The organism is Streptomyces sp. HUAS MS02 (assembly GCF_055702265.1).
Genome location: NZ_CM146747.1, coordinates 3033333 through 3046482, shown reverse-complemented (window position 1 = coordinate 3046482; position 13150 = coordinate 3033333). Strand labels below are relative to the sequence as shown.

Here is a 13150-nt window from a genome sequence, read left to right as displayed (position 1 = left end):
ACACGTCCACCTTGACCAGCTCTATTCACCACCTGCGGCTGCTGGTCGCCACGCTCACCATCGCCACGGCCCAGCCGCCCAACCCGGACCGCGTACGCGGTCCGGGTTTCGTCTTCCGGGCCGGTCGCCTCTCGCCAAAGACCGCGACCGCCCCGGCATCCCTTCGATGCCTGGAGAACTTCCATGCGTACGTACATCGGCCACCAACAGGCCGTCTCTGCTGCCGACTTCGCGGAACTCGCGCTCGGTACCCCGGTTGAGCTGTGGCTCGGGGTCGAGGGAGAGACGGACGAAGAGCGCGCCGCCCGCGAGGACGCGGCGCGCGACATCCTCGCCGACAACCCGCACTTTCCCGACGACCTGGTCCGCATCGCCGCGCAGGTCATCGAGGAGAACCCGGACCTGTTCGACGTCGTTCCCCTGGTTCGCCCCGCTCGCCGCCGCACGGCACGCAAGGGGGCTGCGGCATGAGTGAGCTGCTGTTTGCCGCTGCGGCCGGACTGCCGATGGCGGCCGGATGGTCGCTGCACGCGCTGCGCCTGCGCCGTCGTATCGAGACCGCCCGCCGTGACCCGCTCACCGGTCTGTTCACCCGCGACGCGTTCGCGGAGCGCGCCATGAGGGTGTTGGCGGGCGGTCCCAGCGCGGTCTACGTCGTTGACCTCGACAGCTTCAAGGAGATCAACGACAGCTACGGGCACGCTGTCGGAGACGCGGTTATCGCGGCCACCGGCCAGCGGCTGGCGGAATGGGCCGACATCAACGCGGGCACCGTGGTGCGCCTGGGAGGTGACGAGTTCGCCGCGGTCGCTCGCGTCTTCAGTCGCGCTGATCTGTCGTGGACGTTGGGCGAGTTGACCCGCGCCATCGAGCAGCCGGTCACGGTCGACGGCCGCCCGCTCACGGTTGGCGCATCTGTTGGCGCGGTCGCCTACGACCCCCGCGCCGACGACGTGGACCTGTCCACGCTGCTGCGCCTGGCCGATGAGCAGATGTACGCGGCCAAGCGCTCCGGTGCCGACTGGTTGACCGCCCTGGACCTCACCCCGCAGGCAGGGACGGTCAACAACCGCCGCGTCGGTCGCCCCGGCACGGCCGGCGGAACGGAGGCAGCAGCATGACCACCGCCCCCGAGACACCCGCGTCCGGAGTGCCGCCACTGACCCGCCCGGAACTGGGACTCGCCGGAATCGGCGCGCTCGCCGCCGCCGCGGTCGGCGCGCTGGGACTGATTTCCTCCTTCGACGCGGTCTCCGCTGCCGCGGCGAGTTGGGGCTTTGCCTCGCCGTGGATGCTGCCGGTCGGCATCGACGTGGCCATCCCGGTGTTCACCGTCGCCAACCTGCTGCTGATCCGCATGGATATGGCGCTCGCATGGGTGCGGTTCGTGCCCTGGGCACTCACGCTGATCACGTGCGGCTTGAACATCGCGGCCGGACACTCCCCGTCGGCCAAGGTCGCGCACGGCACCATGCCGCTGCTGTGGGTGGTCTTTTCAGAGATCGGCGCGCACATCTACGCCGTCCGGATCGGCGCGGCCACCGGCCGTCGTATGGAGAAGATCCGGTTCTCCCGCTGGCTGCTCGCGTTCCCTTCCACCTTCGCGCTCTGGCGTCGGATGACGCTGTGGGAGGTCACCTCCTACAGCGAGGCACTGGCGCGGGAGAAGGAGCGGCAGTTGGCTCGCGCGGATCTGCGTGAGCAGTACGGCCGCAAGTGGCGGTCCAAGACCCCGCGCCGCGAACGCGTGTTGCTGCGCATGGGTGACCTCGCCCCCGCCATCGAAGAAACCACCCCCGCGCCGCCCCCGGTGGCCACGCCAGCGTCCCCGGCCGATGCCAAGCCGCGTCCGCGCCGCCGGACTCCCGCCAAGGGAAAGACCAAGGCGCAGCGCACCTTCGAGGAGCTGCTGACCGAGGCACGCACGGCCACCGCACAGTGGCCGGACGCGGAGTTGACCGCGGAACGCATCCGCACCGAAGTGCACTGTTCGGCAACGAACGCCCGCACGCTGCGCGACGCGTTGAAGTCCGAGCGCGCTGAGGGCCCTCCGCTGTACTCCGTCGATGACGTGGAGGGCGAGGAGTCCGAGGCTGAGGCCGCCTGATGCCCGCGGCATTCGGCAAGTGCTACGACCCCTCCGGAAGCCAGTACGGCATCCCCACCTACCCATGGCGCTATGCCCCCGACGGGCTCGCCACACGGCGTCAGCTGCGCGTTCGCGGCTTACGTCCGGGTGGTCAGCCGATCGCGGCGCAGGTGCTGCGCCCGCGCTACCGGCGCGGCCCGCTGGTCGCCTATCTCTACCGCGTCGACCGCGCCAAGCCGGTGCGGCCGATGACGCCCGGCAAGCGGGCCGCGCTCGCCAAGGCGATGCGTGCCCGCCGTACTTGCCCGCAGTGCCGCACGGATGCGGGATACGTCATCCCCACCTCGCTCGGCATGTGCGTGCCCTGCGCCTACCCCGAGGAACAGCGCGCCGCGTGACCTACCAGATGTCCACGAACTCCAGGACAGCTTCGAGGACACGGCTCCTGCGGCGGTGTGACTTGCTGCAAAAACGCCGCCTTCGCCAGCGACTTTCTGGCTGCTTCACCGGCTTGCCGCACCACTTGCACGGCCGCGTCCTGAACGCAGATTCCCCCATGCCACCCCCGTAGCACCGCCGTGCGGGGTCCGTCCGCCCACCTCCTACAGCGACGGCCGGACCCCGCCTCTTTCCCTTGGAAGGGACATTCAGTGAAGCACCCCGACGACGAGAACGAACTGTTCCACCGACTCGAAGCTGACATGGCCGCCGACTCCGGGGGCGAGGTAGTCGACCTCGACAAAGCACGGTCGGCCCGTACCGAGTCGTCCGACCCGACCACTCGATCCGACTCCGACCCGTCGGCCGACCCCGCGCCGGACCGGTCGGGTACCGAGTCGGGCGACCCGACCGCCCGCCGGTTGGTCGACCTTCCGAGCGCCAAGGCGACCGGTCCGGGCTACCTCGGTCGGCTGCTCGCCGCGCAGCGCCGTCCGGTCGTTCCGCTGTGGCTGAAGTCCGTGGCGGAACTGAAGACCGCAACCGGATGGGTGGCCCGCCACTACGCCCACTCGGCCAGCTATCACGCGCTTCGCTCCCCGGTCTACGCCGCACGGCTCACGCTTCAGGCCCCGTCCGGTGCCGCGAAGTTCGTGGGAGCCACCATGCGGTGGGTGGCCGACCGCGAGGGCGAGCCGGTCCGACTCGCAGCGGTCCGGCGCGAGGACGCTGCCGAGTACCTGAAGCTGTCGCGACAGCGTGACGGACGGGTCCGACTCCGGACGCTGGTCGCCGTGCTCGCGATGTTCATCGGGCTCGGCTCCGCGCTCGCCATCTACGTCCTGGCCCCCGACTGGCTTCAGGCCCTGTCGGTCGGTGCGGTTGTTATGGCGCTCGGGGCCGCCGGCCGCAAGGCGGACGACCCGGTCATCCACCGCGCGGTGGAGCTCCCCAAGGCCGTCAAGCTCACCAGTGACATCGTGCTGCGCGCGCTCGGCTCGCTCGGCATCCCCGCCATCAACCAGGCACAGGGCAAGGGCCGCGACGGGTTCGAGTTCACCGCCCCCATCACCCGCGACGGTCCGGGATGGCGTGCGGAGGGCAACCTCCCCTACGGCGTCACCGTCACGGACGTCATCGAGCGGCGCGACCGGCTCGCCTCCGGTCTGCGTCGGCCGCTCGGCTGCGTATGGCCCGAGGCCGTGCCGAGTGAGCACACCGGGCACCTGGTGCTGTGGGTCGGCGATCAGGACATGTCGACCTCTCGCAAGCCCAAGTGGCCGCTGCTGACCAGTGGTTCGGTCAATCTGTTCAAGCCCGTCGCCTACGGCACCGACCAGCGCGGACGCTGGGTCGAAGTCACCCTGATGTACATCGCGGGCATCATCGGCGCCATCCCGCGCATGGGCAAGACCTTCCTGCTCCGCCTTCTCCTGCTGATCGCCGCGCTGGACCCGCGGGCGGAGCTGCACACCTACGACATGAAGGGCACCGGCGACCTGGACCCGGTCGGCAATGCCGTCTCGCACCGGCACGCCGCGGGCGACGATGACGACGCCATCGAGTACGCGCTCAATGACTTCAGGGCGCTGCGCGAGGAACTGCGCCGGCGTACCAAGGTGATCCGCTCGCTTCCGCGGGACATCTGCCCGGAGTCGAAGGTGACCAGCGAACTCGCCGACAAGCGCTCCCTTGGCCTGCACCCCATCGTGATCGGGGTGGACGAGTGCCAGGTGCTGTTCGAGCACCCCAAGCACAAGGACGAGTTCGAGGAGATCGCAACCGACCTGGTCAAGCGCGGTCCGGCCACCGGCATCGTGCTCCTGCTCGCCACTCAGCGCCCCGACGCCAAGGCGCTGCCCACCGGGATTTCTGCGAACGCGTCGGCCCGCTGGTGCCTGAAGGTCATGGGCCAGCTGGAGAACGACATGGTCCTCGGTACGTCCGCCTACAAGCGGGGCGTGCGGGCGACCATGTTCAGCTGGGGTGACAAGGGCATTCACTACTTCATCGGTGAAGGCTCCGATGCCCGGATCGTCGGCTCGGTCTACGTCGACGGACCCGGTGCCGACAGCATCGCCGCCCGTGCCCGCACGGCGCGCGATAAGGCCGGACTGCTGTCCGGGCACGCGCTCGGGGAAGAGCCGGAGACCGTGGCGAGCGCGTACGACCTGCTCGCCGACATCCTCGCCGTGATCCCCGTCAAGGAGACCAAGGTGTGGTCCGAGACCGTCGTCGCACGGCTCGCCGAACTGCGCCCCGAGGTCTACGACGGATGGGAGCCCGAAACCCTCGCCGCAGCGCTGAAGCCGCGGGGTCTGTCCACGATCCAGGTGGGCCGCCGGGTGGACGGCAAGGTCGTCAACCGGCGCGGTGTCGACCGCTCCCACATCACCGCAGCGATTGCGGAGCGTGACGGAAAGCGGGACGCGGGCTGACCGCTGCGGGCCGCTAGCGCTAGCGGCACCCCCCGCTAGCGTTAGCGGCTCGCTTAGCGCCCCAAACCAGCCCTGATCAGGTCGCTAGCGCATAGCGGCCCACCTGCGGAAACCCTGAAAACCGCCCCGGAGGGCCCGTCATGACCCCTGCCCTGCTCGCTATCACACTCCTGCTCGGCGTAACACTGTGTTACGTCGCGGTGTGTGCTGCCTCGCCGTTCGGCAACTGCCGCAAGTGCAACGGCTGGGGCTTCCAGATGAAGACCGACCGCAAGGGCCGCCAGAAGCGCGGCAAGGACTGCCGCCGCTGCAAGGCCACCGGCAAGCGCATACGCGTCGGCCGCTGGCTCTACAACCGCTGGGCCCGCATCTACCGCTCCGGCACCGGCTGAGGAGAAGACAGACGACCGCCCGCCATGAGACGGACCCCGCTCCGAGCAGGAGCTAGGTGGGCGCGGTCGCCGGTCAATGCCCCGAACTTGCCAGCACCCGGGGCCTGCGGAGCGTATCCACCCATCCACCTCGCCCGAAAGCGAGTTTCCCCGTGATCCTCAGCATCTCCGCCGTCCTGCTGTTCGGTGCCGCGTCCGCCCTCGCCGTCAAGACCAAGTCCGCCGGGGGCGGTTCGGCCATCGTGCTCTTCCTCTTCGGCTTCTTCGCCGCCGGGACCGGCGCGTACGAGCCCATCCACAACCTCGTGCAGGCGTCCGCCGACGCCCTGTCCGCCCTCGGGAACTAGGGAGACAGCTCGTGAACGAACCCACCCCCCACGGCCGCAACAGGCACTCGCCCGCGACCGTGGAAGTCCACGTCCCCACCCCGATCACCCCCGCCGCCCGCACGGCGCCGCTCGCAGTCGTGCAGCCCGGCAGCATCGCGGCCGTGGCGAGCGTCGTCCTGCCGGACGGCCGCGTCGTCACCGGCTACGCCATCGAGCCCGCCAAGCCCGAACCGGTCGCCACCAAGCCGGCCGTCTCGCGTACGGCGGTGAACATCGTCCTCGGAGGCGTCGGGTTCGGCGCCGTGTGCGGCGGGCTGTTCCTGCTGACCACGTTCATCGCCGCGCTCGCCGCGCTGATTCACCAGCTCATCATTCTCGCCGCCGTCATCTTCGGCGGCTGGGTCGCCGTGCAGGTCTTCAGCGCGAGCGGCCACCGGGGTGGCAACACCTTCCACATCCGCAAGGCCGTCTTCAAGCGCAACCACTTCAACGGCTGAACACCCCGATGGGAGAACCGTGTTCGAGATCCGTGTCATCTGCGACCCCGCCGAAACTGAACCGATCGTCGCCGCGCTGGACCGCACCTTCACGGTCGGCACCGTGAGCGTCTACCCCACCCGCGACCGCAAGCGGAACCGCCTCTACGCCCGCGCCGAGTCCAAGCCCACCGACGCCGAGCCGGCCAAGTCCTCGCTCACCGCCGAGCAGGCGTACGCCAACGCCCCCAGCATGAACAGCGAGATCGGCTGGGTGGCGCGCACCCTCGCTGCCGCCGAGTGCTTCACCGAGCTGGGGCGTGACTTCTACCTGCGCAAGGCCGCACTGCTGGACCGCATCGCGCTCCTGGACGAACCCCACGATCTGTTCAGTGACGCCACCGAGACCGCCGACGCGGCGGCCGTGTTCCTGATGGACATGGACCAGCCGGGCCCGTTCTACGACCCGCGCACGTACGTCCGTCAGCAGTACGCCCACTCGCTCGCCGCCGAGCAGTAGCTGTGGCTGGGGCGGTCGCCTCTCGCCAAAGACCGCGACCGCCCCGGTTCTCCGTCCCTTCGACAGAACAGGAGTGCTGACAGCTATGACGTCACGCAGCAAGAAGAAGCGTCAGCCGGTGGACATGTTCCCGGGCATGGCCGACCGCATCGACGGCACGCCGCCGAAAGCCGAAACCGAGCCGGAAGCCCTGACGTTGGACGAGGCGATCGCGAAGACTCACGCCATCGTGGACAAGGTCCTTGCCGCTCATCCGGTGGTCGCCACCATCGGACTGTTCTCCGGCGGCAACGACTCCGTGGTCGTCAATCACCTCTTCCGCGACCGTGTCGACGCGGTCGCGCACGTCAACACCGGAACCGGCATCCCGGAGACGACTCACCATGTACGGGATGTGGTCGCCGCTTGGGGGTTGCCGCTGCATGAGCTGCACCCGAAGAACAGCTACGCCGAACTCGTCATGGGGCGGGTCTTGTCGACCCGGGGTAAGAACATCGGTCGCCAGGTCTGGAAGGGCTTCCCTGGCCCGGCCGGGCACAGCGTGATGTACCGACGGTTGAAGGATGAGCCGTTGCAGCGGCTGCGCGCTCAGATCGTCGGCACCCAGTGGCGGACCCGGAACGTCGTCTACCTCGGGGGAATGCGGTGGGCGGAGACTGATCGGCGGTTTCGCAACGCTGAAGAGGTCGACCGGGAAGGCTCGCTGATCTGGGTCTCGCCCATCGTGCATTGGACCGATGCCCACATGCGCGAGTACCGGGCCCGACACCGCTGCGACCTCCCCCACGAACACGCCCCGCACCGCCTGTGCAGCCCCGGCGCGCTGCCGTTGAACGAGGTGACCGTTCACTTGCACATGTCCGGGGAGTGCCTGTGTGGGGCTTTCGCCAAGCCCGGAGAGCTGGACGAGATCGAGTTCTTCTACCCCCACGCGGCCAAGCCGCTTCGTGAGCTGGAGAACGAAGCCGAAGCTGCAGGCTTCCCCGCCTGCAAATGGGGCCAGCGTCCACCCGGCGAGCGCACCCGCAAGGCGGCCGGACGGCTGTGCTCCAAGTGCGTCGACACCGAGGGACAGACCGACTTGCTCGCTGAATGGCGCGAGAGCGGACTCATCACCCGCGATCAGTACGACACCTTCACCCGCCACGACGTCGCCTAGCCACGGCTGGGGCGGTCGCCTCTCGCCAAAGACCGCGACCGCCCCGGTTCTCCGTCCCTTCGACAGAACAGGAGACCTCCAGCATGACACCTGACCGCAAGACCCCGCGCCCCCACGGCGCGGACCGCCAAGACGGTAGTCATCTGCGCAACGCGCTGTACCTCGCGGCGGCCGGTGTGCCGGTGCTGCCGCTGCGGGACGGCAAGGTCCCGTTCGGCAACTGCCCTGCCTGCGCCAAGAACGCGTGCGGCGGGCGGCCGAACATGAAGCGCGCGGGTACCTGCCGCTGCCCCGCTCCCTGCCACGCGTGGGCCGCTGCCACCACCGAACGGAACGTCGTCGTCTCCCCGCTGTGGGTGGCGGCATGGGAGCGGGCGGTGTGCGTCGGCTACCACCCCGGAGGGGCGAGGCTGACCGTGGTCGACCTCGACAACGCGGCGGCCGTCGCCTGGGCTCGCGAGACCCTGCCCGCCACCCGAACGGTGGCGACGACCCGCGGTGAGCACTGGATCTACCGAGGCGTCATGGGGTCGCACAACGCAGTCCGGGCGGGTGTCGACATCAAGTCCGCGATGTCGTACGCCCGTTGGCTCGGTCCGGGCGCCGGCCGGATGACCGATCTGCCGTCGGCCGTCCGCGCCCTGGTGGTGAAGGAAGAGACCACCGCCGCCCGCGGGGAGGTGGTCTCTTCCCTCCCCGAGCGCGCCACGTTCGACCGGACGGTTGCCACCGGATGCCGTCACACCGACGGCTACGTCCGCGCCGGTCTGGAACGGGGCCTCACCCTCGTGCGCTCCCGCGTCGAATCCGGTGCCGGATCACAGGCGTTCGGGGTGGCCCGGTTCCTCTCCGCCCAGCACACCGGCTGCCCCGGACCGTGCGGACTGGACGTGATCGGGGAAGAGATCGTGGCCGCGGCCGTCTCGGTCGGTGTCCCCGAGCCCTACGCCCGCCGCGCGGTCGCCAATGGCCTCTGTGCGACCGAGAGGGGCGCCGCATGACCCATAAGATCTTCAAACCCCTGAAACAGCCTCAGAACGCTACGCAGGCCGCACTACGGGTCATCGTAGGCGGCCGAAGGAACGTCGCCGTAGGCGTCCGCCCTGTCCTTGGTTCTGACCCGCACGTCGGCGATCCCACCGAAGGGAGGGCAACCTCATGACCGCACAGCCTGTGGACAGCACCGACCTGTGGGCCGGACTGCCCACCCTCGACGAGCCGCCCGCACCCGTGTGGGAGGACCCCGTTCCCCTCGCCGGACCCCGCAAGCTTGCGCCCTTCCCCACCGCCTCGCTTCCGGGGTGGCTGGGGGAGTTCGTGGCCGCGGTTGCCGAGGAGACACAGACCCCCGTCGACCTCGCCGGATGCATCGCCCTGTCCGTGCTCGCTACCGCGGCCGGCGGGCGGGCGGTGGTGCAGGTGCGCGGGCACTGGCGTGAGCCGACCAACCTCTACGTCGTCGTCTCGCTGCCGCCCGCCAACCGGAAGTCCGCTGTGTTCGGCCTGCTCACCGATCCGCTGTACGAGGCAGAGCAGCAACTGCGCACGCTGATCCAACCGGCCATCGTGGAAGCCGAGATGACCGCGCGTCTCGCCAAGGAGGCGGCCGACAAGGCCACCGCCAAGGCGGCATCCGCGAGCGCGGACGAGCGGGACGACCTGGTCTCCACTGCGATCGCGCTGGCGCAGACCGCGGAGAGCGTCAGCGTGCCGGCCAAACCGCAGTTGCTGGCTGACGACACCACCGCTGAGACGGTCACCTCCCGCATGGCCGAGCAGGGCGGCCGGATCTCCGTCATGTCCGCGGAGGGCGACATCTTCGACATCATCGCCGGACGCTACTCCGGCAAGCCCAACATGGGCGTCTTTCTCAAAGGCCATGCCGGAGACCGGCTCAAGGTCGACCGGCAGACCCGAGAGGAATACATCGAACACCCCGCCCTCACCATGGGGTTGTGCGTGCAGCCGCAGGTCTTGGACGACATCGGACGCCAGGACGGGTTCAAGGGCCGTGGCCTGCTCGGCAGGTTCCTCTACTCGGTTCCTGAGTCGCTGGTCGGCCGCCGCAAGATCGAGCCGGACCCCATCCCCGAGCAGGTCATGGAGACCTACCGGCGTCACGTCCTCGACCTGACGTTGTTCCTCGCGGAGTGGACCGATCCGGCCCTTATCCAGCTCACCCCCGAGGCGGTCGCCGCCCTCAAAGCCTTTCAGGCACGGGTGGAACCGATGCTGGAAGCCCGCGGCGGCATCATGGGCCAGATCGGCGATTGGGGCGGCAAGCTGGTCGGCGCCACCGCCCGCATGGCCGCCCTGCTCCACCTCGCCGAACACCTCACCAAAGGGCACACGGTGCCCGTGGCGGAAGCGACCATGCGCGACGCGATCGCGCTGGCCGAGTACTTCATCAGCCACAGCCTCGCCGCGTTCGACTCCATGGGCGCTGACCGCATCGTGGAGCGCGCCCGCACCGTGCTGGAAGTGCTCCACGCCCACGGGTGGCGTGAGGTCAGCAAGCGGGACCTGATGGTCAAGCTCTCCCGCTCCGAGTTCCGCACCGCCAACGACCTCGATCCGGTCCTGGCCCTGCTGGAAGACCACGGCTACGTGCGCGCCCAAGCCGTCCAGCGCAGCGGAGGACGCGGCCGGCCGCCCTCCCCCCGCTACCTCATCCACCCCCGCCTGACCGACGCGACCGCCTGACCCCCGCCACAGAAACCACAGAATCACAGAAATAACCCCGGCAAGCCCCTGACCAGCACAGACACCCCTGCCAGGGGCTTGCGGGGCGCTGCCACAGAAACCAACCGAGAAGCCACAGAAATAACCCGTCACCCGCCCCCGCCGGTCCGGCCGCCTATTTCTGTGGAACTTTCCGCGATTTCTGTGGCAGCCCCCACCGTGCGGCATCGCCGCAGGTCAGCCCGCTAATCCAGGGTTTCTGTGGTTTTCGTGGTTTCTGTGGCGGCCCTCGGCTGGTCCCACCACCTTCCCTTGCTCTCTCGCCCAAGGAGGAGTCGTGGCCAAGCCCCGCGACGAGATGCTGACCATCCCCGAAGTGATCGAAGAGATAGGCGTTCCGCGAGCGACCTTCTACCGCTGGCGGCAGTACAAGAAGGGCCCGAAGTCCATCAAGCTCCCCAACGGCGCTGTGCGCATCCGCCGGTCCGAACTGAGTCGGTGGCTCCAGACACTGGAGGAGAGTGCGTGACGCAGGACAGTGACAACGGGGCCGAGCAGAACAACGGCTCGGCCCCGGAAGGGTTCTCGCTCGACGTCCGCCTGTGGAAGGTGTCCAAGGCGCAGAGCAAAACTCGTCCCTACCAACTCCGTTGGAAAGTCGGAGGAAAGGTCAGTAGCGCCACCTTCGCCACGGTGGCTCTCGCAGAGAGCCGCAGATCTGAACTGTGGCAGGCAATGCGCCGCGGCGAGGCATTCCGCATCGCCGACGGTCTGCCCGAATCCGAGGTACGGGCTCAGGCCACTGCGGAGCAAGTCCGTGAGGAACTTCCCTGGTTCGCATTCTGCCGCGAGTACATGGCGATGCGCTGGCCGACCGCTGCGGCCAAGACCCGTGAGGGAATCGCCGATGGGCTCGCAGCGGTGACGCTGGCCCTGGTGGAGCAGGAACAGAAGATGCCGTCACCGGAAGAGTTGCGCCTTGCGTTCCGGTGGGCGGTCATTCCCAAGAACGCCGAACTTGACCCGCCGGAGGAACTTGAAGACGCTTACGGATGGATCTCCAAGAAATCGCTTCTCGTCTCCTCGCTGGAAGACCCGAAGACTCTCCGCGATGTTCAGTATCGGATCTCCTTCAAACTGGATGGCACTCCCGCGGCAGGAGAGACATCCCGTCGTCGGCGGCGCGCGCTCAACACGGCGGTTGAATACGCCATCGAACGCAAGCTACTGACGGAGAACCCACTCACCGCCATCAAGAAGGTGAAGAGTTCCTCATCGGACCGTGTGGACCCCCGAGTTCTCGTGAACAAGACGCAGGCCGCTCAACTCCTCGCCTCCGTCTCCTACGTTGGGACATGGGATCGCAAGAAGGGCCGTCGCCTGGTGGGCTTCTACGCGGTCATGTACTTCGCAGGGCTCCGCCCGAGTGAGGCCGTGGGCCTCAGAAAGGCTGATTGCTTCCTTCCAGAGAAGGGGTGGGGCGTTCTGACGCTCCACGATACGCACCCCGTGTCTGGCAAGCAGTGGACAGACAGTGGAGAGCGTCACGACAAGCGTGGCCTGAAGTCGAGGGAGGCCAAGGAAGACCGGCCGGTTCCCATTCCCCCGCCGCTTGTGGCCATGCTCCGCGCCCACCTGAAGGAGTTCGGCACGGCCAAGGACGGGCGGCTCTTCACGAACGAACGAGGCGGTCTCGTGGGCAGCAGTACCTATTGGCGCGTGTGGCGGGACGCTAGAGAGTTGGCGCTTCCGCCGGACCTTCAAGCGTCCATCCTTGGGGGGCGACCGTACGATCTGCGGCACACCTGCATCACTACGTGGCTGAACGCTGGCGTGCCGGTTGCGGAGGTTGCTCGGAGAGTCGGCAACTCACCGCAGGTGATCCACCGCGTCTACGAAGGGTGCATATACGGCCAGGAGGACGCCATGAACGCGAAGATCGAGCGAGAGCTGGATTGGGCGTGATCCTTTAGTTCTGAAGGTTAGCCTCGTGGGCCTAGTTGCTGTGCCATCAGCCGCAGCTGATGGCACAGCAAGGTCTACCATGCGGGCCGCAATAGGCGTGGCACATATCGGTCTACATCGATGAGGCCGGGCAATATGCTGTTCACTCTGCCAAGCTCAACCGATCCGGACGGCAGGTTTCGCGTAATCGCACCAGTTCCATGGGCTACGTTGCCTCGTTCGCGCCCGAGTTCATCTAGCTTATCGAACAAGCCTACTCGAAAGAACTCCTCGCGATAGCCCAATGGAAGTAGTAGGGCGCGCACGTTGCTGGCTTTAGCTCCGCTATTCCTCTTGATGCGTTCACGGTGGGCCTTTATGTGCTTTGCAAGGACTGCCGGGTCAGACGTGAGGGCTGAACGGACCGCATTAACTTCGTACAGCGGATATCTTGAGGCGGCAGCTTGAGACTTATTGGCGAGCTGCAATATTTCAGAGCTCACCATCAGGTGATGCCCGGCATGGCTTAGACGTTGCCTACTCGCGAACATATGCTCGGTGGTGACTAGCATCTGCTCCGTGACAGCCTCTATGTAAGCCTGAACTTCTGAGTAGGCCAGCACGCGGTAAGCGTGCAGGTGATCTACGATATCCTGGTTGGTCGGTGCGGTTAGCAGAGTTAC

14 protein-coding genes are annotated in these 13150 nt (G+C 67.9%); all 14 read left to right on the top strand.

Annotated elements, in window-relative coordinates:
• Positions 1 to 183: 183 nt before the first annotated feature.
• Positions 184 to 471 carry a hypothetical protein gene (locus tag ACZ9QC_RS12795; RefSeq protein WP_472920261.1) on the top strand — a complete coding sequence of 96 codons (288 nt, stop codon included), beginning with the start codon at positions 184 to 186 and terminating at the stop codon, positions 469 to 471.
• Positions 468 to 1121, top strand: coding sequence for a GGDEF domain-containing protein (locus tag ACZ9QC_RS12790; RefSeq protein ID WP_472920260.1), 654 nt, complete (start codon positions 468 to 470; stop codon positions 1119 to 1121). The genes ACZ9QC_RS12795 and ACZ9QC_RS12790 overlap by 4 nt, the downstream gene beginning before the upstream one ends.
• Complete coding sequence (locus tag ACZ9QC_RS12785; protein WP_472920259.1) at positions 1118 to 2107, top strand: DUF2637 domain-containing protein; 990 nt, start codon at positions 1118 to 1120, stop codon at positions 2105 to 2107. The genes ACZ9QC_RS12790 and ACZ9QC_RS12785 overlap by 4 nt, the downstream gene beginning before the upstream one ends.
• Complete coding sequence (locus ACZ9QC_RS12780) at positions 2107 to 2487, top strand: RRQRL motif-containing zinc-binding protein (RefSeq protein WP_329440913.1); 381 nt, start codon at positions 2107 to 2109, stop codon at positions 2485 to 2487. The genes ACZ9QC_RS12785 and ACZ9QC_RS12780 overlap by 1 nt, the downstream gene beginning before the upstream one ends.
• A gap of 252 nt (positions 2488 to 2739) precedes the next feature.
• Positions 2740 to 4965 carry a cell division protein FtsK gene (locus ACZ9QC_RS12775; RefSeq protein ID WP_472920258.1) on the top strand — a complete coding sequence of 742 codons (2226 nt, stop codon included), beginning with the start codon at positions 2740 to 2742 and terminating at the stop codon, positions 4963 to 4965.
• A gap of 140 nt (positions 4966 to 5105) precedes the next feature.
• Entirely contained in the window at positions 5106 to 5357 is a 252-nt protein-coding gene (locus ACZ9QC_RS12770; RefSeq protein ID WP_280911340.1) for a hypothetical protein, read from the top strand.
• Positions 5358 to 5509: 152 nt separating this feature from the next.
• Positions 5510 to 5704, top strand: coding sequence for a hypothetical protein (locus ACZ9QC_RS12765; RefSeq protein ID WP_037717778.1), 195 nt, complete (start codon positions 5510 to 5512; stop codon positions 5702 to 5704).
• An 11-nt stretch (positions 5705 to 5715) separates the two neighbouring features.
• Positions 5716 to 6183, top strand: a complete 468-nt coding sequence (locus ACZ9QC_RS12760; protein WP_472920257.1) for a hypothetical protein — start codon at positions 5716 to 5718, stop codon at positions 6181 to 6183.
• Between the two features lie 19 nt (positions 6184 to 6202).
• On the top strand, positions 6203 to 6682 hold the full coding sequence (locus ACZ9QC_RS12755) for a hypothetical protein (protein ID WP_424884628.1): 480 nt from the start codon (positions 6203 to 6205) through the stop codon (positions 6680 to 6682).
• 85 nt (positions 6683 to 6767) lie between these two features.
• Positions 6768 to 7841 (top strand): phosphoadenosine phosphosulfate reductase domain-containing protein, encoded by a 1074-nt coding sequence (locus tag ACZ9QC_RS12750; protein ID WP_472920256.1) that lies wholly within the window; start codon positions 6768 to 6770, stop codon positions 7839 to 7841.
• Between the two features lie 83 nt (positions 7842 to 7924).
• Positions 7925 to 8842: a bifunctional DNA primase/polymerase gene (locus ACZ9QC_RS12745; protein WP_472920255.1), complete on the top strand. Its 918-nt coding sequence runs from the start codon at positions 7925 to 7927 to the stop codon at positions 8840 to 8842.
• 157 nt (positions 8843 to 8999) lie between these two features.
• On the top strand, positions 9000 to 10544 hold the full coding sequence (locus ACZ9QC_RS12740) for a YfjI family protein (RefSeq protein ID WP_472920254.1): 1545 nt from the start codon (positions 9000 to 9002) through the stop codon (positions 10542 to 10544).
• A 316-nt stretch (positions 10545 to 10860) separates the two neighbouring features.
• Complete coding sequence (locus tag ACZ9QC_RS12735; RefSeq protein ID WP_101400676.1) at positions 10861 to 11052, top strand: helix-turn-helix transcriptional regulator; 192 nt, start codon at positions 10861 to 10863, stop codon at positions 11050 to 11052.
• Complete coding sequence (locus tag ACZ9QC_RS12730) at positions 11049 to 12488, top strand: tyrosine-type recombinase/integrase (RefSeq protein WP_472920253.1); 1440 nt, start codon at positions 11049 to 11051, stop codon at positions 12486 to 12488. The genes ACZ9QC_RS12735 and ACZ9QC_RS12730 overlap by 4 nt, the downstream gene beginning before the upstream one ends.
• Positions 12489 to 13150 lie beyond the last annotated feature (662 nt).